Source organism: Streptomyces sp. NPDC093111, from assembly GCF_040683955.1.
GTDB lineage: Bacteria > Actinomycetota > Actinomycetes > Streptomycetales > Streptomycetaceae > Streptomyces.
Genome location: NZ_JBFBNW010000005.1, coordinates 228973 through 250879 on the forward strand (window position 1 = coordinate 228973; position 21907 = coordinate 250879).

Annotated in this window: 17 protein-coding genes and 2 tRNA genes; 6 read left to right on the forward strand and 13 right to left on the reverse strand. The window is 71.3% G+C overall.

The features are described 5' to 3' along the window. Window positions 1-327 precede the first annotated feature (327 nt). The gene (locus AB0Q96_RS10390) at window positions 328-849 is read left to right on the forward strand and encodes a GNAT family N-acetyltransferase (RefSeq protein ID WP_365323706.1); all 522 of its coding nucleotides are present in this window, start codon (window positions 328-330) and stop codon (window positions 847-849) included. A gap of 112 nt (window positions 850-961) precedes the next feature. On the opposite strand, the gene pssA is transcribed toward AB0Q96_RS10390, so the two are convergent. The 9 genes from pssA to AB0Q96_RS10435 form a co-directional block, all read right to left on the reverse strand. Further along, complete coding sequence (gene pssA, locus AB0Q96_RS10395; protein ID WP_365324048.1) at window positions 962-1837, reverse strand: CDP-diacylglycerol--serine O-phosphatidyltransferase; 876 nt, start codon at window positions 1835-1837, stop codon at window positions 962-964. Then, a complete protein-coding gene (locus AB0Q96_RS10400; protein WP_365323708.1) occupies window positions 1830-2486 on the reverse strand; it encodes a phosphatidylserine decarboxylase in 657 nt (218 codons plus the stop codon). Before AB0Q96_RS10400 ends, pssA begins: the two co-directional genes overlap by 8 nt. A gap of 170 nt (window positions 2487-2656) precedes the next feature. Next, window positions 2657-3862, reverse strand: a complete 1206-nt coding sequence (locus AB0Q96_RS10405; RefSeq protein WP_365323710.1) for an acyl-CoA dehydrogenase family protein — start codon at window positions 3860-3862, stop codon at window positions 2657-2659. Between the two features lie 2 nt (window positions 3863-3864). Then, a complete protein-coding gene (locus AB0Q96_RS10410) occupies window positions 3865-4377 on the reverse strand; it encodes a MaoC family dehydratase (protein WP_132917147.1) in 513 nt (170 codons plus the stop codon). Window positions 4378-4382: 5 nt separating this feature from the next. After that, entirely contained in the window at window positions 4383-5357 is a 975-nt protein-coding gene (locus AB0Q96_RS10415) for a CoA ester lyase (protein WP_361835396.1), read from the reverse strand. Next, window positions 5354-7414: a protein meaA gene (locus AB0Q96_RS10420; RefSeq protein WP_365323712.1), complete on the reverse strand. Its 2061-nt coding sequence runs from the start codon at window positions 7412-7414 to the stop codon at window positions 5354-5356. The genes AB0Q96_RS10415 and AB0Q96_RS10420 overlap by 4 nt, the downstream gene beginning before the upstream one ends. 14 nt (window positions 7415-7428) lie before the next feature. Beyond that, complete coding sequence (gene ccrA / locus AB0Q96_RS10425; protein ID WP_365323714.1) at window positions 7429-8766, reverse strand: crotonyl-CoA carboxylase/reductase; 1338 nt, start codon at window positions 8764-8766, stop codon at window positions 7429-7431. A gap of 428 nt (window positions 8767-9194) precedes the next feature. Beyond that, the gene (locus AB0Q96_RS10430) at window positions 9195-10052 is read right to left on the reverse strand and encodes a TetR family transcriptional regulator (protein ID WP_365323716.1); all 858 of its coding nucleotides are present in this window, start codon (window positions 10050-10052) and stop codon (window positions 9195-9197) included. Between the two features lie 106 nt (window positions 10053-10158). Further along, window positions 10159-11940, reverse strand: a complete 1782-nt coding sequence (locus tag AB0Q96_RS10435) for a 3-hydroxybutyryl-CoA dehydrogenase (protein WP_365323718.1) — start codon at window positions 11938-11940, stop codon at window positions 10159-10161. A 317-nt stretch (window positions 11941-12257) separates the two neighbouring features. Here AB0Q96_RS10435 and AB0Q96_RS10440 point away from each other — a divergent pair, with 317 nt between their 5' ends. Then, window positions 12258-12854: an adenylosuccinate lyase gene (locus AB0Q96_RS10440; RefSeq protein ID WP_365323720.1), complete on the forward strand. Its 597-nt coding sequence runs from the start codon at window positions 12258-12260 to the stop codon at window positions 12852-12854. A gap of 362 nt (window positions 12855-13216) precedes the next feature. Here the strand turns inward: AB0Q96_RS10440 and AB0Q96_RS10445 are convergent, their stop codons facing one another. Then, window positions 13217-14818, reverse strand: a complete 1602-nt coding sequence (locus AB0Q96_RS10445) for an alpha/beta hydrolase (RefSeq protein ID WP_365324050.1) — start codon at window positions 14816-14818, stop codon at window positions 13217-13219. Window positions 14819-15785: 967 nt separating this feature from the next. On the opposite strand from AB0Q96_RS10445, the gene AB0Q96_RS10450 reads away from it, so the two are divergent. Next, window positions 15786-15859: transfer RNA gene (locus tag AB0Q96_RS10450), tRNA-Leu, on the forward strand. Window positions 15860-15908: 49 nt separating this feature from the next. Here AB0Q96_RS10450 and AB0Q96_RS10455 read toward each other — a convergent pair. Next, the gene (locus tag AB0Q96_RS10455; protein ID WP_365323722.1) at window positions 15909-16127 is read right to left on the reverse strand and encodes a hypothetical protein; all 219 of its coding nucleotides are present in this window, start codon (window positions 16125-16127) and stop codon (window positions 15909-15911) included. Between the two features lie 210 nt (window positions 16128-16337). Between AB0Q96_RS10455 and AB0Q96_RS10460 the strand changes: the two genes are divergently transcribed. Continuing rightward, a tRNA-Pro gene (locus AB0Q96_RS10460) sits at window positions 16338-16410 on the forward strand. Between the two features lie 5 nt (window positions 16411-16415). Here AB0Q96_RS10460 and AB0Q96_RS10465 read toward each other — a convergent pair. Continuing rightward, complete coding sequence (locus AB0Q96_RS10465) at window positions 16416-17033, reverse strand: DUF4352 domain-containing protein (RefSeq protein WP_365323723.1); 618 nt, start codon at window positions 17031-17033, stop codon at window positions 16416-16418. A gap of 414 nt (window positions 17034-17447) precedes the next feature. Here AB0Q96_RS10465 and AB0Q96_RS10470 point away from each other — a divergent pair, with 414 nt between their 5' ends. Then, the gene (locus AB0Q96_RS10470; RefSeq protein ID WP_365323725.1) at window positions 17448-17894 is read left to right on the forward strand and encodes an SRPBCC family protein; all 447 of its coding nucleotides are present in this window, start codon (window positions 17448-17450) and stop codon (window positions 17892-17894) included. Window positions 17895-18246: 352 nt separating this feature from the next. Then, the gene (locus AB0Q96_RS10475; RefSeq protein WP_365324052.1) at window positions 18247-20655 is read left to right on the forward strand and encodes an MFS transporter; all 2409 of its coding nucleotides are present in this window, start codon (window positions 18247-18249) and stop codon (window positions 20653-20655) included. A gap of 53 nt (window positions 20656-20708) precedes the next feature. Here AB0Q96_RS10475 and AB0Q96_RS10480 read toward each other — a convergent pair whose 3' ends face one another. Then, complete coding sequence (locus AB0Q96_RS10480) at window positions 20709-21755, reverse strand: hypothetical protein (RefSeq protein WP_365324054.1); 1047 nt, start codon at window positions 21753-21755, stop codon at window positions 20709-20711. Between the last annotated feature and the right edge of the window lie 152 nt (window positions 21756-21907).

A 21907-nucleotide genomic window follows, 5' to 3' on the forward strand; every position in this document is an offset into this window, starting at 1 on the left:
GCCCCGACGGCCCGGCGCGGACAGTCGGTCACCTGTGCCGGTGACCTGCGGCCGGTCGCCTGCGCCCAGGCACCCGCGCCCACGCCCCCGCGGCCAAGCCCTGCCCACCGGGCCCCGACCGCCGGGCGCGGACAGCCGGTCACCCGTGCCCGGTCGCCTGCGCCCAGGCACCCGCGCCCACGCCCCCGCGGCCAAGCCCTGGCCGCCGGCCCCGGCCGCCGGGCGCGGACAGCCGGTCACCCGCGCCCAGGCACCTGCGCCGAGGGCCCCGGCCGCCCTGAGCCGCCGGACACGTGTACGTAACACGCACATGTGAGGCTCGCCCGTATGAACGCACACGACGACACCATCCGGCTGCTCCCGCCCGAGGAAGTGCTCCAGCGGGCCCCTGACGGCCTCGGAGCCCTTCTCGTGGATGCCGTGGCGGATGGGGCCTCCCTGGGCTTCCTGGCGCCCCTGGACGCCGCGGAGGCCGCCGCCTGGTGGTCCGCCGCGGCCGGTACCCGCGCGGTCTGGGCGGCGTACGGCCCGGGGGGCGAGGTGCTCGGGGCCGTCACCCTGGTCCGGGAGGACAAGGCCAACGGGCGGCACCGGGGCGAGATCGCCAAGCTGGTCGTGCACAGCGGGGCGCGCGGCCGTGGCCTCGGGCCCCGGCTGCTGGCCGCCGCCGAGGCCCACGCGGAGGCCGGCGGGCTCACCCTGCTCGTCCTGGACACCGAGACCGGCAGCCCCGCCGAACGCCTCTACCGCGCGGCCGGCTGGACCGCCGCCGGCACCGTCCCGGACTTCGCCGCCGACCCCGGCGGCACGCTGCGGGCCACCACCCTGTTCTACAAGCGGCTCGGCTGACCTGGAGGCCGCCGAGCCGCCGGCGCGACGCCGGACCGGACTCCCGGCCGGCACGCGAAAGGGCCCCGGACGTTCTCACGTCCGGGGCCCTTCCCAGGTCCTGCGGGCTTCGCTACGGCAGCTGCGCCGTCTGCGCCTGCCGCGCCTCCCGGCTCTCGCGCCGGTTGTCGCGGAAGGTGTTCACCCGGCGGGCGGTCGCGAAGAGGGGGATCACGGCGCCCAGCACCACCTGCAGCGCGCAGCCGGTCTGGAGCAGGAACGCTCCGCCCGGCGCGTCGAACGCCCACGCCGCCAGCATCGCCATCGCGCCGACGATCCAGCTGAGCATCGCCACCGCGAGGATGCCCCGCGGCTTCGGGTACTCGACCCGGCTCACCATCAGCCAGGCGACCCCGATGATCGCGAGCAGCGTCGGGATGAACGGCAGCTCGAGCAGGATGATCGACACGACGGTCAGCGCGCCGAAGGGGCTCGGCATGCCCTGGAACATGCCGTCCTTCATCGTCACGCAGGAGAACCGCGCGAGCCTGAGCACCACCGCCAGCAGCACCACGATCGCGGCCAGCGCCGAGACCTTCTGCTGCGCGTCGTCCGCGACCATGCCGTACACGAGCACGAAGTACGCCGGGGCGAGGCCGAAGCTGATCAGGTCCGACAGGTTGTCGAGCTCGGCCCCCATCGGCGAGCTGCGCAGCTTGCGGGCCACGATGCCGTCGAAGAGGTCGAAGATCGCCGCGGCCAGCATCAGGATCACGGCGGTGGCGGCGCTGTTGCGCGCCATGCCGGTCTCGCTGCTGCCGGTGAGGTGCGGGATGAGGATGCCGGTGGTGGTGAAGTACACCGCCATGAAGCCGCACGTGGCGTTACCGAGCGTGAGGGCGTCCGCTATGGACAGCCTCAGCGACAACGGCATCTCCTCGGCCTCGTCGGCGGCCTCCGGCTCCGCGTCGGCGGCCCAGTCGGCCGCCCGTGTGTCGGGATCAATCACGGTCAATGCGAGTCACCCCCGCGGTCGTGGTCTGCCCGACCTCGACGGCGACCTCGACACCTTCCGGAAGGTAGATGTCGACGCGCGACCCGAAGCGGATCAGACCGATGCGGTCACCCTGCTCGACCTTCGTCCCCTGCGGGATGTACGGCACGATGCGCCGGGCGACGGCACCCGCGATCTGGATCATCTCGATGTCGCCGAGCTCGGTGTCGAAGTGCCAGACAACGCGCTCGTTGTTCTCGCTCTCCTTGTTGAACGCGGGCACGAAGCCGCCGGGGACGTGCTCCACGGACGTGACCGTTCCGGCCAGCGGCGCGCGGTTGACGTGCACGTTCAGCGGGCTCATGAAGATGGCGACGCGGGTGCGCCCGTCCTTCCACGGCATGATGCTCTGCACCACGCCGTCGGCGGGCGAGATGACCCGGCCCTGAGCGATCTCGCGCTCGGGGTCGCGGAAGAACCACAGCATGCCGGCCGCGAGAGCGGTGGCCGGTACGGCGATGGCCGCGGCGCGCTTCGACTTGCGGGAGCGCGCGAGGCTGAGCGCCGCGGTGGCGACGGTCGGCAGAAGCCACGGCGATGCTCCGCGTGCGATGCGAACGCCCTTGCGGCTGTCGCGAGGTGCAGAGGTTTGGCTGTGGGGCATGGATGACCTTCGTAGCGGATGATGCCGCGCTGGCAACAGGGGGACGGCGGCTTTCCGGCGATGCTATCGGTTGCGGGGCGCAACTGGGCAAGCCAGGAACCGAGTCGGAGGCCGGAAGACGAACACGGGGTGTGATCTTCTTCGCGGCCGAACCGACTCAAAAGCGACAATCAGCCCTGGATTCGGTACTCCTCCAGGAGGCGGCGGCCAATGATCATTTTCTGGATCTCGGCGGTACCTTCACCGATGAGCAGCATCGGGGCCTCGCGGTAGAGGCGCTCGATCTCGTACTCCTTCGAGAAGCCGTAGCCACCGTGAATGCGGAACGCATCCTCGACGACCTCCTTGCAGTATTCGGAGGCGAGGTACTTCGCCATCCCCGCTTCGAGGTCGTTTCGTTCCCCGGAGTCCTTTTTGCGTGCTGCGTTCACCATCATCGCATGGGCGGCCTCGACCTTGGTAGCCATCTCGGCCAGCTTGAACTGAATGGCCTGGTGCTGGGCGATCGGCTTACCGAAAGTGTGACGCTGCTGGGCATACTGGACGCCGAGTTCGAAAGCACGCTGCGCGACACCGCAACCACGGGCCGCCACGTTCACCCGGCCGACTTCCACGCCGTCCATCATTTGGTAAAACCCTCGTCCGGTCTCGCCGCCGAGGACCCGATTGGCCGGAATGCGTAGTCCGTCCATGATGAGTTCCGTCGTGTCGACGCCCTTGTAACCCATCTTGTCGATCTTGCCGGGAATGGTGAGTCCGGGACGCACCTCTCCGAAGCCCGGCTCCTTCTCGACGAGGAAGGTCGTCATCGACTTGTGGGGGGCGGTGCCCTCCGGGTGTCCTTCGTCACTTCGGACGAGGACGGCGACCAGGCTTGACGTGCCGCCGTTGGTCAGCCACATCTTCTGGCCGTTGAGGACGTACTCGTCGCCGTCCTTGACCGCCTTGGACGTGATGGCCGAGACGTCCGAGCCGAGAGCCGGCTCCGACATCGAGAACGCGCCCCGGGTCTCGCCGGCCGCCATCCGCGGCAGGAAGTGGTCCTTCTGCTCCTGCGTGCCGTGCTGCTTGAGCATGTACGCCACGATGAAGTGGGTGTTGATGATGCCGGAGACCGACATCCAGCCACGCGCGATCTCCTCCACGCACAGCGCGTAGGTGAGCAGCGACTCACCCAGGCCCCCGTACTCCTCGGGGATCATCAGACCGAAGACACCGAGCTCCTTGAGCCCGTCGACGATCTGCTGGGGGTACTCGTCACGGTGCTCCAGCTCCGTGGCGACCGGGATGATCTCCTTGTCGACGAAGTCCCGGACGGTGGCCAGGATCTCCTGCTGGACGTCGGTCAGACCGTGGGTCTGGGCGAGTCGCGCCATGACTACTTCCCCTGTTCCTTCAGCTGGGGGCGGCCGGGCTGCTCGCCGCCGCGCGCTTCGATGTACTCGGCGGTCGGGACCATCACCTTGCGGCGGAAGACGCACACCAGGGTGCCGTCCTGCTTGTAGCCCTTGGTCTCGACGTAGACGATCCCGCGGTCGCTCTTCGACTTCGACGGCGTCTTGTCCAGGACGGTCGTCTCGCCGTAGATCGTGTCGCCGTGGAAGGTCGGCGCGACGTGGCGCAGCGACTCGATCTCCAGGTTGGCGATCGCCTTGCCCGAGACGTCCGGGACGGACATGCCGAGCAGCAGCGAGTAGATGTAGTTGCCGACGACGACGTTCCGCTTGAAGTCCGTCGTGTTCTCCGCGTAATTCACGTCCATGTGCAGCGGATGGTGGTTCATCGTCAGCAGACAGAAGAGATGGTCGTCGTACTCGGTGACCGTCTTCCCGGGCCAGTGCTTGTAGACGGCGCCGATCTCGAACTCTTCGTAGGTGCGGCCGAACTGCATGGAACTCAGGCCTCCGGGATCTCGAACTTGGTGGTGCGCTGCATGCCGGCGGCGCGGCCCTTGCCGGAGATGACCAGGGCCATCTTGCGGGAGGCCTCGTCGATCATCTCGTCGCCGAGCATGGCCGAGCCCTTCTTGCCGCCGGCCTCGGAGGTGTAGTAGTCGTACGCGTCGAGGATCAGCTCGGCGTGGTCGAAGTCCTCCTGCGCGGGCGAGAAGATCTCGTTCGCCGCGGCGACCTGGTCCGGGTGCAGCACCCACTTGCCGTCGAAGCCGAGGGCGGCGGCGCGCTGCGCGACCGCGCGGTACCCCTCCTGGTTGCGGATCTGCAGGTAGGGGCCGTCGATCGCCTGCAGGTTGTTGGCGCGGGCGGCCATCAGGATGCTCATCAGGATGTGGTGGTAGGCGTCCGCCGGGTAGCCGGGCGGCTGCTCGCCGACGACCAGCGACTTCATGTTGATGGAGGCCATGAAGTCGGCCGGGCCGAAGATGATGGTCTCCACGCGCTGCGAGGCCTGGGCGATCGCGTTGACGTTGTTGAGGCCCTGGGCGTTCTCGATCTGCGCCTCGATGCCGATCTTGCCGACCTCGAAGCCCATGGTCTTCTCGATCTGGGTGAGCAGCAGGTCGAGCGCGACGATCTGCTCGGCGTTCTGGACCTTCGGCAGCATGATGCAGTCGAGGTTCTGGCCGGCGCCCTCGACGACCGTGACGACGTCACGGTACGTCCAGTGGGTGGTCCAGTCGTTGACGCGGACCACGCGGGTCTTGCCGGTCCAGTCGCCCTCGTTCAGGAACTTCACGATGGTGTGCCGGGCCTCCGGCTTGGCCAGCGGCGCGCAGGCGTCCTCCAGGTCCAGGAAGACCTGGTCGGCGGCGAGGCCCTGGGCCTTCTCCAGGAACCGCGGGTTGGAGCCGGGCACCGCGAGGCAGGAACGGCGGGGGCGCAGGCGGTTCACGGGGGAGACAGGGCTGGTCATGCGGGGACCTCCGTACTTTCAAGGGGGGCGAGCTGGTTCGCTGTGCGGATCTCGTCGACGATACGGCCGATGATCCCGGTGATGCCGAAGTCCTTCGGGGTGAAGACGGCGGCCACGCCGGCGGCCTTGAGCTCCTCGGCGTCGGCGTTCGGGATGATCCCGCCGACGACCACCGGGATGTCGGCCGCGCCGGCCAGCCTCAGGCGGTCCAGCACGTCCGGCACGAGCTGGGCGTGGGAGCCGGAGAGGATCGACAGGCCGACGGCGTGCACATCCTCCTCCAGGGCCGCGTCCACGATCTGCTCGGGGGTCAGCCGGATGCCCTGGTAGACCACCTCGAAACCGGCGTCGCGGGCCCGCACGGCGATCTGCTCGGCGCCGTTGGAGTGTCCGTCGAGGCCCGGCTTGCCGACCAGGAAGCGCAGCTTGCCGACGCCCATGTCCTCGGCCGTGCGGTCCACCTTGCGGCGCACCTCGGCCATCGGGGAGCCCGGCTCGGCAGGCACGGCCACCGGGGCGGAGGAGACGCCGGTCGGGGCGCGGAACTCGCCGAAGACCTCGCGCAGCGCCCCGGACCACTCGCCGGTGGTGACACCGGCCCTGGCGCACTCCAGGGTGGCCTCCATCAGGTTCCCGGTGCCCTTCGCGGCCTCCTTGAGCTGCTCCAGGGCCTGCTGGGTGGTGGGGAAGACGAAGGGGTCGCCGTTGCCCTGCCGGTCCGTGGACTCCTGGCGCTCGGCGCGCCAGCGGCCGACGGCGGAGACCACCTGGGCCTCGACGGCCGGGTCGACCGTCTGGATCGCGGTGTCCAGGTCGGCGGTGAGCGGGTTGGGCTCGGTCGTCTCGAAGATGTTGACGCCGATGATCTTGTCGTCGCCCGACTCGATGCGGGCCCGCCGCTCGGCGTGCGAGGAGACCAGCTGGGCCTTGAGGTAGCCGGACTCGACGGCGGCCATGGCGCCGCCCATCTCCTGGATCCGCTCGATCTCGGCCAGGCACTCGGCGACCAGGGCCTCCACCTTGGCCTCGATGACGTGCGAGCCGGCGAAGATGTCCTCGTACTCCAGCAGGTCGGACTCGTGGGCGAGGACCTGCTGGATGCGCAGCGACCACTGCTGGTCCCAGGGGCGGGGCAGGCCGAGCGCCTCGTTCCAGGCGGGCAGCTGCACGGCCCGGGCGCGGGCGTCCTTGGAGAGGGTGACGGCCAGCATCTCCAGGACGATCCGCTGGACGTTGTTCTCCGGCTGGGCCTCGGTCAGGCCCAGCGAGTTGACCTGCACGCCGTAGCGGAAGCGGCGCTGCTTGGCGTCCTCGATGCCGTACCGCTCCCGGGTGACGGTGTCCCAGATGCGCCCGAAGGCGCGCATCTTGCACATCTCCTCGATGAAGCGGACGCCGGCGTTGACGAAGAAGGAGATCCGGGCGACGACCTCGCCGAACCGCTCCTCGGGCACCTGCCCCGAGTCGCGGACGGCGTCGAGGACGGCGATGGCCGTGGACATCGCGTACGCGATCTCCTGGACCGGGGTGGCCCCCGCCTCCTGCAGGTGGTAGCTGCAGATGTTGATCGGGTTCCACTTCGGGATGTGGTTCACCGTGTAGGCGATCATGTCCGTCGTGAGACGGAGGGAGGGCCCGGGCGGGAAGACGTGCGTCCCGCGCGACAGGTACTCCTTCACGATGTCGTTCTGGGTGGTGCCCTGGAGCTTGGTGATGTCCGCGCCCTGCTCCTCGGCCACCACCTGGTAGAGCGCCAGCAGCCACATCGCGGTGGCGTTGATGGTCATGGAGGTGTTCATCTGCTCCAGGGGGATGTCCTGGAACAGCCGCCGCATGTCACCGAGGTGCGAGACGGGCACCCCGACCCGGCCGACCTCGCCGCGGGCGAGGACGTGGTCGGGGTCGTAGCCGGTCTGGGTGGGCAGGTCGAACGCGACCGAGAGGCCGGTCTGGCCCTTGGCGAGGTTCCGCCGGTAGAGCTCGTTCGACGCCTCGGCGGTCGAGTGGCCGGCGTAGGTCCGCATGAGCCACGGCCGGTCCTTCTGACGCTCTGTCATCTGTGGTCCCGGGGTCAGATGTTACGGAAGCGGTTGATGGCGTCGATGTGCTTGGCGCGCATCTCCGGGTCGCGGACGCCGAGGCCCTCCTCCGGGGCGAGGGCGAGGACGCCGACCTTGCCCTGGTGCAGGTTGCGGTGCACGTCGTACGCGGCCTGGCCGGTGTCCGCCAGGGAGTAGACCTTGGAGAGGGTGGGGTGGATCTTGCCCTTGGCGATCAGGCGGTTGGCCTCCCACGCCTCGCGGTAGTTGGCGAAGTGCGAGCCGATGATCCGCTTCAGCGACATCCACAGGTAGCGGTTGTCGTACTCGTGGTTGTAGCCCGACGTGGACGCGCAGGTGACGATCGTGCCGCCCTTGCGGGTGACGTAGACGCTGGCGCCGAAGGTCTCGCGGCCCGGGTGCTCGAAGACGATGTCGACGTCCTCGCCGCCGGTCAGCTCACGGATCTTCGAGCCGAAGCGCTTCCACTCCCGCGGGTCCTGGGTGTGCTCGTCCTTCCAGAACTTGTAGCCCTCGGCGTTGCGGTCGATGACCGCGTCCGCGCCCATGGCCCGGCAGATGTCGGCCTTCTCCGGGGAGGAGACGACACAGATCGGGTTGGCGCCGCCGGCCAGCGCGAACTGGGTGGCGTACGAGCCGAGTCCGCCGCTCGCGCCCCAGATGAGGACGTTGTCGCCCTGCTTCATGCCGGCGCCGTTGCGGGAGACCAGCTGGCGGTACGCGGTGGAGTTCACCAGACCGGGGGAGGCGGCCTCCTCCCAGCTGAGGTGGTCCGGCTTCGGCATCAGCTGGTTGGACTTGACCAGGGCGATCTCGGCGAGGCCGCCGAAGTTGGTCTCGAAGCCCCAGATGCGCTGCTCGGGGTCGAGCATCGTGTCGTTGTGGCCGTCCGAGGACTCCAGCTCGACGCTCAGGCAGTGCGCGACGACCTCGTCGCCGGGCTTCCAGGAGTTGACGCCCGGGCCGGTGCGCAGGACGACGCCCGCGAGGTCGGAACCGATGACGTGGTACGGCAGGTCGTGGCGCTTGCTGAGCTCCGACAGACGGCCGTAGCGCTCCAGGAAGCCGAAGGTCGAGACGGGCTCGAAGATCGAGGTCCAGACCGAGTTGTAGTTGACGGAGCTGGCCATGACGGCGACCAGGGCCTCGCCCGGGCCGAGCTCGGGCAGGGCCACGTCGTCGAGGTGGAGCGACTTGCGCGGGTCCTTGTCGCGGCTGGCGAGCCCGGCGAACATGTCGGCCTCGTCCTTGTGGACGGTCACGGCACGGTACGACTCGGGGAGCTTGAGGTGGGCGAAGTCGGCCGACGTGGAGTCGGGCGACTGGATCGCGTCCAGGATGTCCTTCACGGGATGCCTCCGGCGGTGCGGCGTCCGAGGGGGACGCGCTGAGGGTTTCGTCGGGGTGGGTGCTGTGGAGGTGTGCCGTCGGTTCGGCTCGGTGGTGCGGTGGCGGCGCCGGGTGTGGCGCGAGGGATGCCTGTGACGCAGGCGCCCGGACGCACGAGCGGGATCGCTCGTGGGGACAGCCGGCGCGCGAGGAGTTTCTCGGCGGGCCGACCGCCCGGACAACATCAACGTATGGCACGCCGTGTCACGTGACAAGGCACTGCGTGCCAACAATTTCACTCAGATGCAATCTGGTGGTCACGGATGAGCGATGATCGATCGAAAACCCGGCTGAGCTGCGCAAACGCGACATGGGCCGCCCCCGGAAAACCGGGAACGGCCCATGAGTGAGGGTGCCGGAGAGGCCCCGAGAGGCCCCTGGAGGGCGCTCAGCCCTGCTTGAGTGCCTTCTGGATGGTCCGCATGACCTCGTCGAGCGGCGCGTCCGTCCGGGCGACGGCGATGACCACGTCACCCGCCGCGGAGACGGCCGCGGCCGGCACCGGCTCGGCGGCCGGGGAGGCCACCGGCGTCCCCGCCGACGTCGTGGGACGGCCCGCGCCTATGCCCGTGCCGAAGGTCTCCCGCACGATCGCGAAGGCGTGGTCGAGCTGCGTCTCCACGTCGCCCTGCCCGCCCGCCCGCAGCCAGCGCCGCAGCACGTGGTTGTGGGCGGTGACCACCGCGGAGGCGGCCACCTCGGCGAGCAGCGGGTCGTCGTTGCCGTCGTGGTGGTCGCGCTCGTCGAAGTGCCCGAGCAGATAGCGCGTGAACAGGCGCTCGTAACGGGCCACCGAGGCGATCTCGCGCTCCCGCAGGGTCGGCACCTCGCGGGTCAGCCGGTAGCGCTCCACGGAGACCGCGGGCGAACCGGCGTACATCTTCATGACTTCCTTGATGCCCCGGCACACCGTGTCGAGCGGGTGCTCGTGCGGCGGGGCCGCGTTCAGGACCGCCTCGGCGCGCACCAGGGTGTCGTCGTGGTCCGGGAAGATCGCCTCTTCCTTGGAGCGGAAGTGACGGAAGAAGGTCCGCCGGGCCACCCCCGCCGCCGCGGCGATCTCGTCGACCGTGGTGGCCTCGTACCCCTTGGTCGCGAAGAGCTCCATGGCCGCGGTCGCGAGCTCCCGGCGCATCTTGAGCCGCTGCGCGGCGGCTCGGGTCCCCGCCGCGCTCTCCTGAGCGTCGGGCGTGGACGTGGCACGGGGTGTCTTCGCGGCCTTGGACATGTCCCGAACGTACTGCATCGGAGCGGGAGTGTGCCCAGGTGGGGGAGGGGAGCCGGACCCGGCACCGGTGGTGCCGGAGGGGCTCAGCAGCCCTCCCCACTGCCCGTACGCCTCGGTAGGGGCCTCAGCGGCGGGCATATTCGCGGAAGCCGCGCCCGGTCTTGCGGCCCAGGCAGCCCGCGGCCACCAGGTGCTCCAGGAGCGGCGCCGGGGCGAGGCCGGGGTCGCGGAACTCGCGGTGCAGCACCTGCTCGATGGCGAGCGACACGTCCAGACCGACCACGTCGAGGAGCTCGAAGGGCCCCATCGGGTAGCCGCCGCCCAGCTTCATGGCGGCGTCGATGTCGTCCAGGGTCGCGTAGTGCTCCTGGACCATCTTGATCGCGTTGTTCAGGTACGGGAAGAGCAGCGCGTTCACGATGAAGCCGGCCCGGTCGCCGCAGTCCACCGGGTGCTTCCGGATCTTCGTGGTGACCTCGCGGACGGTGGCGTGGACGTCGTCGGCCGTCAGGACGGTACGGACGATCTCGACCAGCTTCATCGCGGGCGCCGGGTTGAAGAAGTGCATCCCGATGACGTCCTGCGGGCGCGAGGTGGCGCGGGCGCAGGCGACGACCGGCAGCGAGGAGGTCGTGGTGGCGAGCACCGCGCCCGGCTTGCAGATCTTGTCCAGGCGGGCGAAGAGCTCCTGCTTGATCTCCAGGTCCTCGGCGACCGCCTCGACCGCGAGGTCGACCTCGGCGAAGGCGTCCAGCGAGCCGGCCGCGACGATCCGGGCCAGCGTCTCGTCGCGCGCCTCGCCCGTCATCCGGCCCTTGTCCACGGAGCGGGCCAGGGACTTGGCGATGCGGGCCTTCGCGGTGTCCGCCTTCTCCTGCGAGCGGGCGGCGAGGACGACGTCGTAGCCGGCCTTGGCGAAGACCTCGGCGATGCCGGAGGCCATGGTGCCGGAACCGGCCACGCCCACCGACCGGACCTCACGGCTCTCGCCCGTGGCGGCGGCGTCCGCCGGGGTCAGCGCGTCGTGGACCACCTCGGCGGAGCCGGGGGCGGCGTAGGTGTAGAAGCCGCGGCCGGACTTGCGGCCGGTCAGGCCCGCCTCGCTGAGCTGCTTGAGGATCGGGGCGGGGGCGTGCAGCCGGTCCTGCGAGGAGGCGTACATCGCCTCCAGGACGGTACGGGCGGTGTCGACGCCGATCAGGTCGAGCAGCGCCAGCGGGCCCATCGGGAGACCGCAGCCGAGCCGCATGGCCGCGTCGATGTCCTCGCGGGAGGCGTACTTGGCCTCGTACATCGCGGCGGCCTGGTTGAGGTAGCCGAAGAGCAGCCCGTCGGCGACGAAGCCGGGCCGGTCGCCGACCGCGACGGGCTCCTTGCCGAGCTCCTGCGCGAGGACGGTCACGGCGTCGACGGCCTGCGGGGCGGTCAGCACCGAGGAGACCACCTCGACCAGCTTCATCGCCTGGACCGGGGTGAAGAAGTGCAGTCCGAGGACCCGCTCGGGGTGGGCGGAGTCGGCGGCGAGCCGGGTGACGGAGAGCGCGTTGGTGCCGGTGGCGAGGATCGTGCCGGGCCGGACGATGCCGTCCAGGGCCCGGAACACCTCCTGCTTCGTCTCGTACGACTCGGGGACGACCTCGATGACGAGGTCGGCGTCGGCGGCGGCGCCGAGGTCGGAGAAGGTGCGGAAACGGGCCAGGACGTCCTGTCGCTCCTCCTGGGTGATCCGGCCCCGGTCGACGGCGCGGGCCGTGGAGGCCTCCAGGGCGGCGACGGCCTTGGCGGCGGCGTTCTCGCTGATGTCGATGCCGATGACCGTACGGCCGGCCCGGGCGAGGACGTCGGCGATGCCGGTGCCCATGGTGCCGAGACCGACGACGGCGATGGTGGAGAGAGGGGTGTCCATCAGGGGACTCCTGGGAGGAAGAGTGACGACTGAAGGCAGTGCGGCGAAAACCGCGCGGAAAGGCACGCGGAATGCCGGAGGAAGGCGCGCGAGGGCGCACGTAAAAGAAGAGAGGAGACGGACCCTGTCCCGGAGCCACGTCGAAACTGCCGAACCGACAAGCGCTCACGAAGGCTGCGTCACCAGGCCGTCGTGAGAAGTGCGGGGGGTGACCCGCTCACCTGAGACTAACCGGCCGGTAACGAGCGCGCCAGCCCCGGGAAGTTGAGGAAGATGTGATCTGGATCGCGGATAGGCTCCGATTCATGGTCCGATTCATGAACAGCGCCGAGGATCCCGAATTCTGCTCGATGATCGATCGATTGAGGGAAGAGATCGAGAATGCGGAAGGCGCCCTCCCCGCCGCATTCGAGGAACTCGCCGGGCCACTCGGGGCGGAGCGGCTGCACGAGGCGCTCACCGCCCCCGGACAGCCGCTCTGGGCCCGTGAGATCGCGGCCTTCCGGCTCGGCCTCGCCGGTGATCCACGCTCCTTCGAGGCGCTGGTCCTCCTCCTCAACCATCGCGACCCCGAGCGCTGCGTCTCCGCCGCCTACGCCCTGACCCGGCTCGGCGACCCGCGCACCGCGCGCGCCGCCGCCGCGCTCGCCACCAACGAACTGCGGGTCGCCTACGCCCTGTTGCCGGTCCGGCTGCTCGCCGAGCTGCGGGCCCCGGAGAGCGTGCCCGCGCTGGTCGCGGTCCTGGAGCGACGGCTGGCGGCCGGCGACCCGCACTGGCGGGTCGGCCTCGCGTGCGTGGAGGGTCTCGGCACGCTCGCCGACGCGCGCGCCCGCGACGTCCTGGAGGCGGCGCTGCCGCACCCGCGACTCGGGGGAGCGGCGCGGGAGGCGCTGGGGCGGTTGGAGGGGTAGGGGCGGGGCGCGGGGCGGCGGGTGGTCGGGTGACGGGATGGTCGGCCGGGCGGGCGGCGGGGAGGTCGGCCGGGCGGACGTGAGGACCGTGAAGGACACCTCGGGCGGCTATGTCGTCAACCCGCTGGACAGCCCGCGGCACCGCTTCGGCATCCAGGCCCGCTACGCCAAGTTCGACGCGATCACCGGCACCGCGCAGGACATGCGGATCCCCGGTCCGCTTGACCGCCCCGCGGCTGAGCCTGTCGGTCAAGCGCGGCGCGGTCGCCTGCCCGAGACCGGCCGTCCCGACGGGCACCCCGGGATCCCCGTAGCCCGGGCGGCGGACCCGCCGCCCGGCCGGGTCCGGATCAGGCGCCCGCTCACTGCTCGTGGCCGAGCAGCCCGTGCAGCGCGGTGCCCGCCGTCGGGGCGTCCCCGCGGGCCGCGTCGGCCTTCGCGGGCTCCGGCTCGGGGAGCGTCTCGCAGACCGCGTCCGCCTCCGAACCGGCCGCGCCGCGCGGCACCGTCCCGGTGGCGAGGTACGTGTCGAGATGGGTGTCCAGGCAGGCGTTGCCGGCCAGGGTCACCCCGTGGTTGCCGCCGCCCTGGTCGACCACCAGAGAGGAGCCGCTCAGCATCCGGTGCAGGGCTACCCCGCCCTCGTACGGGGTGGCCGCGTCCTCGGTCGCCTGGAGGATCAGCACCGGGGGCAGCCGGTCGTTGGTGACGTCCGGCGGGGTCAGCGACGCGACCGGCCAGAACGCGCAGGGCGCGTTGTACCAGGCGTTGTTCCAGGTGGAGAACGGCGCCTTGGTGTGCGCCTCCCAGTTGTCCTTGCGCCAGACGTTCCAGTCGCGCGGCCAGGCGGCGTCGCGGCACTGGACGCTCGTGTAGACCGAGTAGCCGTTGTCCGTCGCGGCGTCCGCGGCGCCGAGCGCCTCGTACGCCTTCACCAGCGGGGCGGGGTCGGCGTCGTTGACGTACGCGGCGAACGCGCCCGCGAGCCGCGGCCAGTAGCCGTCGTAGTAGCCGCCCGGCAGGAAGGTGTCCTCCAGCTCCCCCGGCCCGACCCGGCCGCCGGCCGGAGTGGTGCGCAGCTCCTCGCGCATCCGGTACCAGGCCGCGTCGACCTCCCCGGGGTCGGTGCCGAGCCGGTACGTGGCGTCGTTGCGGGCCACCCAGGCGGTGAAGTCCTTGTGCCGGGTGTCGAAGGCGTAGTCCTGCGCCAGGTTGTCCTCGTACCAGACGCCGTGCGGGTTGACGACGGAGTCCAGGGCCATGCGCCGGACCCGCTCGGGGAACAGGCGGGCGTACACGGCGCCCAGGTAGGTGCCGTAGGAGTAGCCCAGGTAGTTGAGCTTCGGCGCGCCGAGCGCCGCGCGGATGGCGTCGAGGTCCTTGGCGGTGGAGACGGTGTCGATGTACGGCAGGACGTCGGCGTACTTGTCGCCGCAGGCCTTGGCGAAGGCCTGGGCGCGCTCGACGCCGGCCCGCTCCTCGTCGGCGCCGCGCGGGACGGAGTCCGGCCGGACGGGGGCGAAGTGGCCGGGCCGGCAGTCCAGGGCGGGCTCGCTCCTGCCGACGCCGCGCGGGTCGAAGCCGATGACGTCGTACTGGGCCGCCACCTCCGGCTTCAGGGCGGCCGCCACGTACCCGGCCATCCCGCGCCCGCTGCCGCCCGGGCCGCCGGGGTTGACGAGCAGCGGCCCCTGGTAGGTCGTGGCCGTGTGCGCGACCCGGGTGAGGGCCAGCGTGATCGTCCGCCCGGTGGGCCGGTCGTGGTCCAGGGGCACCTTCAGGGTGGCGCACTGGAGCCTCGGGTACGCCGCGGTGGCGCAGCCGGACCAGCGGAGCGGGGCGGCGGGGCGGGGGGCCGGCGCCGTCCCGCCGGGGGTGGTGGCCGAGGCGGATGCGGGCAGGACGGTGACCGTCCCGGCGACCAGAGCCCCAACGGCGATCAGCGTTCCTGCGCGTGGTGTCATACGGCGTCCGTGCCCAGAACCCGGTCCGGAAGGACCGCTTCCGGTCAGAGTTGACCCGATCAGCGGACGTTCCGGCGGCTCCGGTGCGGCGATTCGGAGCGGGGGCAGCTGTTCGGCCGCCGCCGGGGGAGCGTGGTGGTCGGGGACCGGGATGCGGCGCGGGGAGCCCCGGCGGGTGGGACCGGTGCCGAACTCGGCGCCCATTTCGTGCACCTGACGGGTGATCCGGCGCTGGTACCAGGTCGGCGCGTAGGCCCCGGCCGCGTACATCCGCTCGTAGCGCCTCACCAGTGCCGGGTGGTGGTGCCGCAGCCGGCCGAAGAACCACTCGCGGGCGCCGGGCCGCAGAGGGAGCACGAGCGGGGTGACGGAGCCGGCGCCCGCCTCGGCGATGGCGCGGACCGTGTCGTGCAGCTGCTCGGGCCGGTCGCCCAGGAAGGGCACGACCGGGGCCATCAGGACCCCGCAGTCGATGCCGTGCCCGGCGAAGGCGCGCACGACGCCGAGGCGCCGCTCGGGGGAGGGGCTGCCGGGCTCGATCGTGCGCCACAGCTCGCGGTCGGTGAAGCCGACGGAGACGGACACGCCGACCTCCGTCACCTCGGCGGCCTGCCGGATGAGCTCCTGGTTCCGGCACACCAAGTCGATCAGGCGGAGCCGGCGACTGGCACGGCTCCCCGCTCCCTCTCGACGGCCGGTGCCGCTCCTGTGCTCCCCGTACTCTCCTCCGGGACCGGCGCGGCTGTGGCTGACGGGTGCGGGGACCGTGCAAGCGGACCAGGATCCGGGCGTCAGAGGCAGCGGGATGAGGTCCGCGGCTGCCGGCACCCGGGCCTCACGGTCCGGACGGGGGATGCAAGTCGCTAAGCCCGTGCTGATCACCGGGCCCAAGATGGTGCACGTCCACTGATCCCACTGACGTACGGCCGTCTCTCCGAAGGCATCCGGCACAGCCGGCCGACGTCGTGCCGCAGTAGCCCAACTGGTAGAGGCGCCTGATCCAGGATCAGGAGGTCGGGGGTTCGAATCCCTCGTGCGGCACACATGCGGAAGGGGCGGCCTCGTCATGAGACCGCCCCTTCAAGCAGGCCTACTGGTTCCGCTTAAGGTGCTGCAGCAGCGCGAGCCCAAACCCGGCAACGGTAGCGAAGGCGCCGCTGCCGGCCTTCAGTGCGCCCAGCGGGGTGCCGTTCAGCAGCGTCACCACCGTGAAGGCGAAGAGGCCGACAAGGGCAGCGCTGAGCGCAACGATCGCCAGGTCACGGCCCGGGTGAGTGCAAGCCTGGGGCGTCGCCTGAGTGGTAGCCATGAAGTCGTCCTCCTGCTAGGTCTGCGTGCGAGTACACCGAATCGCGGTACGGCGAAACGCCGTAGCGATGGGTGAGACGCGCGACAGGCTCTATGGAGCCTGAGGGCGACGGAATGTCGCTCTGAGTGCGCGCCGTAGTGCAGGCACAGACCCTCCAACAGGGGAGTTGAGGGCGTACACCCCAGAGTAGCAGAAGCAACATGCGTGCAACGGGACGTAGTTCAGAGGTCAGAGCACCCGGCTTGGGGCCGGGGAGTCGCTGGTTCGAATCCAGCCGTCCCGACAAAGTCAGGAGGAGGGCAGCGACACGACGAGCGACGGCACGTCCGTCATGCCGTCGAAGTAGCTCACGAGGCCGCCCTTCCCGCCGACGTCGAGCACGAGCTTCCCCGTAACGGACTGACCCGGCTTGTATGTCGTGTCAAGCTCGGGGCCGCCGACGGATTCCAGCGTCGTGGCCTCCTGTGCAGCCGTCCCTTCGTTCTCCCACTTCATCATGCCGTGGCTGCTGAAGCGGCCGTCCTTGGCGCCGACGTTCTTCACGGCGAGGGTGAGGACGAGGTACTGGCCGAGCTTCGGCCTATGGGTTGTTCCGACCTCTGCCGGCGTCGCGTACTTCGCGCTGACGGCCTTCACCTCGAAGGTCGTGTTCGGTGCGGAGTCTGTGGCGTCGGGGTTCGGCTCCATGTCTTCGAATCGACCTGTCTCGCCGATCTTCAGCTCCGCCACCTTCGGTGCCGCGGAGGACGGTGAGGCCGACTTGGGCGTGGCCGCCGGCGGGGCTGCAGAGTGCGTCGTAGTAGGCGCCCGAGTCTCGACCTTGGGTGAGGCGCCGCAGGCTGCCAGAAGGGCAACAGACGCCCCCATGGCGGCAGCGTTGATGACCCACCGGACACGGTTGTTCATGATCCCCACCCCGATGAGCGCAGCCCCTCCCGTGGGCCCCGCGATGAGGGCACAGCGTAGGGCACGTCATCCCTGGCGATGACCACAGTGACGACAACCGGCGGTTGCTGTGCACCTGGTGCCACCGTAGGAAGAGCGCCAGTGAGGGCGGCACAGCAGCCGGCCCAGGGCGCGTGCGTACGCACAAGCCCAAGCCCACACGCCCAGCGCTGGAGGACTGACCATGGCCGGCGCACACGTGGTCCTGGAGGAGGCGGACGACAGCGCCGCCGGCGCAATGTCGGCGAGCCGGAGACGCTGATCGTCCCTGACGACGAACTCCGCGGCCCGGAGCTGCCGCCCGGATTTCGCGCCCCGGCGCGCAGGTGGTTGGCTTGGCGCACATCCCCGAGAGTTCAAGCTGGAGGAAGTCCCATGGCGCAGGTCGAGGCCACGACGGAGCGGATCATCGCCGCCGACGCGGAGACGGTGTTCGATGCCCTGGCCGACTACAGCGGCACGCGCGCGAAGCTGCTCCCCGAGCACTTCAGCGAGTACGAGGTGCGCGAGGGCGGCGACGGGCAGGGCACCCTCGTCCACTGGAAGCTGCAGGCCACCAGCAAGCGCGTCCGCGACTGCCTCCTGGAGGTCGCCGAGCCCACCGACGGACAGCTGGTCGAGAAGGACCGCAACTCCTCCATGGTCACCACCTGGACCGTGACCCCGGCCGGCGAGGGCGGCTCGAAGGTCGTCGTCAGCACCGTCTGGAACGGCGCCGGCGGCATCGGCGGCTTCTTCGAGCGGACCTTCGCGCCCAAGGGCCTCGGGCGCATCTACGACGCCGTGCTGGCCAAGCTGGCCGCCGAGGTGGAGAAGAAGTAGAGAAGTAGCCTCGGGAAACGGATCGGAGAAGTAACGCCCCGGTCCGTCACCGATTCGAGTGGTTTCCCCGCGGCCCCCACAAGAGCGCCCGGCGCGCCCAGGGGTCGCGGGGAGCCTCGTAAACGCCCTGATGAGCGCCCCAAGTGCGCCGCCCCCGAGGGGTGTTCGGGGCCCGGTGGCCCACCCTCCTCCCGTACCGCCCGACTTGCTCCCGCTTCGCGCGCAATGCGAAGAATGACGCGCGCAGACGCCGTGACGAGGGGAGCAGCACGTGGGTGCGATCACGCTGGCGAAGCACGCCCGAGGAACCGAAGCCGCCCAGGCCGCCCAGGAGGCCGGGGAAACGGTCCCGCTGCCCGTCGAGGACCGGCCCGTCGGCCAGGCCCCGCCGCCGCCCGGAGCGCCGGTCGCCCTCGACCCGCGACGGGTCCGGCTCGTCTTCTGCGGCCTCATGCTCGCGCTGCTGCTCGCCGCGCTGGAGCAGATGATCGTCGCCACCGCCCTGCCGAAGATCGTCGGCGAACTCCAGGGCCTGGACCGGATGTCCTGGGCGATCACCGCCTACCTGCTCACCGCCACCATCGGCCTGCCCGTCTACGGGAAGCTCGGCGACCTCCTCGGCCGCAAGGGCGTGTTCCTCTTCGCCATCGTCGTCTTCGTGATCGGCTCGGGACTGGCCGGCTGGTCGCGCAGCATGGACCAGCTCATCGCCTTCCGCGCCCTCCAGGGCGCCGGCGCCGGCGGCCTGATGATCGGCGTCCAGGCGATCATCGCCGACATCGTCCCCTCCCGGGAACGCGGCCGCTACATGGGCCTCATCGGCGCCGCCTTCGGGCTCGCCTCCGTCGCCGGACCGCTGCTCGGCGGCTTCTTCACCGACCACGTCTCCTGGCGCTGGTGCTTCTACTTCAACGTGCCCTTCGGCCTGGTCACCCTCGCCGTCGTCGCCGTCGTCCTGAAACTGCCCAAGCCCGCCGTCCGGGCCCGCTTCGACGTCCTCGGCGCCCTGCTGCTGGCCGCCTCCTCCACCTGTCTGGTCCTGCTGACCAGCTGGGGCGGCACCCGCCACGCCTGGGACTCCGGGGTCATCCTCGGCCTCGGCTGCGGCGCCGTCGCGGCCGCCGCCCTCTTCCTCGTCGTCGAGCGCCTCGCGCCCGAACCGCTCATCCCGCTGCGCCTGTTCCGCGACTCCGTCTTCACCGTCACCAGCCTCGTCGGCACGGTCGTCGGCATCGCCCTCTTCGGTGCCGCCAGCTATCTGCCGACCTTCCTGCAGATGGTCGAGGGCGCCTCCGCCACCGAGTCCGGCCTGCTCATGCTGCCGCTGATGGGAGGCATCGTCGTCGCCTCCGTCGTCTCCGGCCAGCTCATCAGCCGCACCGGCCGCTACAAGGTCTACCCCGTGCTCGGCGGCGCCGTCGCCACCCTCGGCATGTGGCTGCTCTCCCGCCTGGACACCGACACGCCCCGCCTCCAGCAGAGCCTCTGGCAGGCCGTCCTCGGCCTCGGCATCGGCCTCGTCATGCCGGTCCTCGTGCTCGCCGTGCAGAACTCCGTGCGCCCCGCCGACCTGGGCACCGCCACCAGCGCCCACACCTACTTCCGGCAGATCGGCGGCAGCGTCGGCGCCGCCGTGTTCGGCACCCTCTTCGCCTCCCGCCTCGACTCCGCCCTCGCCGAGCGGCTCCCCGAGGACGGCGCCGCCGCGCTGCCGCCCGCCGACTCGATCACCCCGCAGGTGGTCCACGCGCTGCCGCCCGCCCTGCGCGACGCCTTCGTCCAGGCGTACGCCGACGCGATGCCCCGGATCTTCCTCTACCTCGTGCCGGTCCTCGTGCTCGGCCTCGTCCTCGCCTTCTTCCTCAAGGAGAAACCGCTGGTGTCCCACCACACCCCCGCCACCGAGGTCCCCCTGCCCGCCACCGCCCCCGCGCCCGCCCCGGTCTCCGCCGTCCCGCACGCCCGGCCCGGCGTGCCCACCGGCGCCCCCGCCCCGCTGCTCGCGGGGGTGCCCGTCTGCGGCACCGTCCAGCACCACGACGGCAGCTGCGTGCCCCGCGCCGCCCTCACGCTCATCGACGTCCAGGGCCGCCAGGTCGGCCGCGGCGCGAGCGGCGACGACGGACGGTACGCGCTGAGCGTGCCCGGCCCCGGCGCGTACGTCCTGATCGCGGCGGCCGGCGGACACCAGCCGCAGGCCGTCTCCGTCACCGTCGGGGAGCGCCCGGTCGACCTCGACGTCGTCCTCGGCGGCGCCGGGCGGCTCGCCGGTGCCGTGGTCACCGCCGACGGCACCCCGGTACGGGACGCCGCCGTCACCCTCACCGACGTCCGCGGCGAGGTCGTCGCCTCCACCCGCAGCGGGCGCGAGGGCGGCTACGTCATCGGGGAGCTGGTCGCCGGCGAGTACACCCTGGCCGCGAGCGCCCCCGCCTTCCGGCCCGCCGCCCTCCCGGTGAGCGTCCAGGCCTCCCGCGAGACCCGCCAGGACATCGAGCTGGCCGGCGGCGCGGTGCTGCGCGGCACGGTGCGGGCGGGCGGCGGGCGGCCCGTCGAGGACGCCCGGGTGACCCTGCTCGACGCCGCCGGCAACGTCGTCGACACCCTCACCACCGGTCCCGATGGGACCTTCCGCTTCGTCGACCTGTCCTCCGGCGAGTACACGGTCATCGCCGCCGGATACCCGCCGGTCGCCACCGTCCTCCAGGTCGCGGGCGGCGGGCGCACCGAGCGCGACCTCCAGCTCGGCCACGAGGACTGACCGGACCGGCGGGACCGCGGGCCGGACCGGTCGCCCGGGCCGGCCCGTACGGATCAGGAGGCGGTGGTCGCCTTGCGGATCGCGCTGATGCAGGCGCCGATCGCCTCCTGGAGCGCCTCAAGGCGCTGGAGCATGTCCTCCTCGACGACGTCCTCCTCCAGGACCTCGTCCAGGGTCAGCTCCTCGAAGACCTTCGTCGCCTTCTGCAGGCTGCTGTAGAACTTCGTGCGGCGCTCCTGCACCCGCAGCGCCGGGTCCGCCTCCACGGCCTGGACGACCAGCGACTTCACCGTGTCGTAGGCCTCGCCGGCCCACTCGCCGGCCTCCTCCGAGTCGTCCAGCTCGTCGATGAGCGACAGGTGCCGCTCGGCCTCCGCGCGCAGCTCCGCCGGGGCGGCGACGGTCTGTCCCGCGGGCGTCCTGATCTGCCCGCCCTCGGCGATCTGCCGGACGTACTCGATCCGGTCGGCCGCCTTCGCCTCCTGCGCCACCGCCTTCTTCAGGTCGCCGGTGCGGGCGATCGCCCGGGCCATCTCGGTCTGCAGCGCCGGGTCCTCCTTCATCCGGTCGAGCAGCGCGCCGCGCGCCGCCTCGGCCGTACCGGGGTCGGCGAGGATGGCCGCACGCAGCGCGGTCGGGTTCTCGGCCACCTCCAGCGCCTTGGTCGGCTTGATGCCCTCGGCCTCGGCCGCCGCGCTGATCGCGTGGCCGCGGACCGAGGTCGCGCTGGAGCGGGAGGAGTAGTACGAGAGCCAGACGTCGGCCTCGGGCAGCTCGACCTCCTGGCCGGGCGCCAGCGCCTCGAACTGCGGCACGAGGGCGTCGTCCGCGGCCATGTCCCAGGCCTTGTAGTAGCGCATGACCCGCTCGGGGGAGCAGCCGGCGAGCTCGGCGAACGCCTTCGCCGACACCTTCTCGGTGCCCTCGGCGGCCTGACCGCCCGGCCGCACGCTCCGCGCCACCTTGAGCGCGAACGCCCAGCCGCCCGTCCGCGCGTACACGCCGAAGTCGTGGGCGTCCCGGACGACGGCCTCGGCGACGGCCTCAGCGGCGGGCTCGACCCACTCACCGGTGTCGAGGACGACGGGGGCCTCCTCGATGTCGGTCGTGAGGTCGGTCGCGACATCGGCCTCGACGTCGGTCGTGAGGTCGGCCGCGACGTCGGTCGTGAGGTCGGCGGGGGTCTCGGACGGAGCGAGCGAGGTGGTCACCGAGGGGTCTCCTGGGGTCTGCGGGGCGAGAAAACTGCGCC

Excerpts from the sequence above, each read along its gene's own strand:
- AB0Q96_RS10390 (WP_365323706.1), top strand. The coding sequence starts at position 328 with ATGAACGCACACGACGACACCATCCGGCTGCTCCCGCCCGAGGAAGTG.
- AB0Q96_RS10400 (WP_365323708.1), bottom strand. The coding sequence starts at position 2,486 with ATGCCCCACAGCCAAACCTCTGCACCTCGCGACAGCCGCAAGGGCGTT.
- AB0Q96_RS10405 (WP_365323710.1), bottom strand. The coding sequence starts at position 3,862 with ATGGCGCGACTCGCCCAGACCCACGGTCTGACCGACGTCCAGCAGGAG.
- AB0Q96_RS10410 (WP_132917147.1), bottom strand. The coding sequence starts at position 4,377 with ATGCAGTTCGGCCGCACCTACGAAGAGTTCGAGATCGGCGCCGTCTAC.
- AB0Q96_RS10415 (WP_361835396.1), bottom strand. The coding sequence starts at position 5,357 with ATGACCAGCCCTGTCTCCCCCGTGAACCGCCTGCGCCCCCGCCGTTCC.
- AB0Q96_RS10420 (WP_365323712.1), bottom strand. The coding sequence starts at position 7,414 with ATGACAGAGCGTCAGAAGGACCGGCCGTGGCTCATGCGGACCTACGCC.
- AB0Q96_RS10430 (WP_365323716.1), bottom strand. The coding sequence starts at position 10,052 with ATGCAGTACGTTCGGGACATGTCCAAGGCCGCGAAGACACCCCGTGCC.
- AB0Q96_RS10435 (WP_365323718.1), bottom strand. The coding sequence starts at position 11,940 with ATGGACACCCCTCTCTCCACCATCGCCGTCGTCGGTCTCGGCACCATG.
- AB0Q96_RS10440 (WP_365323720.1), top strand. The coding sequence starts at position 12,258 with ATGAACAGCGCCGAGGATCCCGAATTCTGCTCGATGATCGATCGATTG.
- AB0Q96_RS10445 (WP_365324050.1), bottom strand. The coding sequence starts at position 14,818 with ATGACACCACGCGCAGGAACGCTGATCGCCGTTGGGGCTCTGGTCGCC.
- AB0Q96_RS10455 (WP_365323722.1), bottom strand. The coding sequence starts at position 16,127 with ATGGCTACCACTCAGGCGACGCCCCAGGCTTGCACTCACCCGGGCCGT.
- AB0Q96_RS10465 (WP_365323723.1), bottom strand. The coding sequence starts at position 17,033 with ATGAACAACCGTGTCCGGTGGGTCATCAACGCTGCCGCCATGGGGGCG.
- AB0Q96_RS10470 (WP_365323725.1), top strand. The coding sequence starts at position 17,448 with ATGGCGCAGGTCGAGGCCACGACGGAGCGGATCATCGCCGCCGACGCG.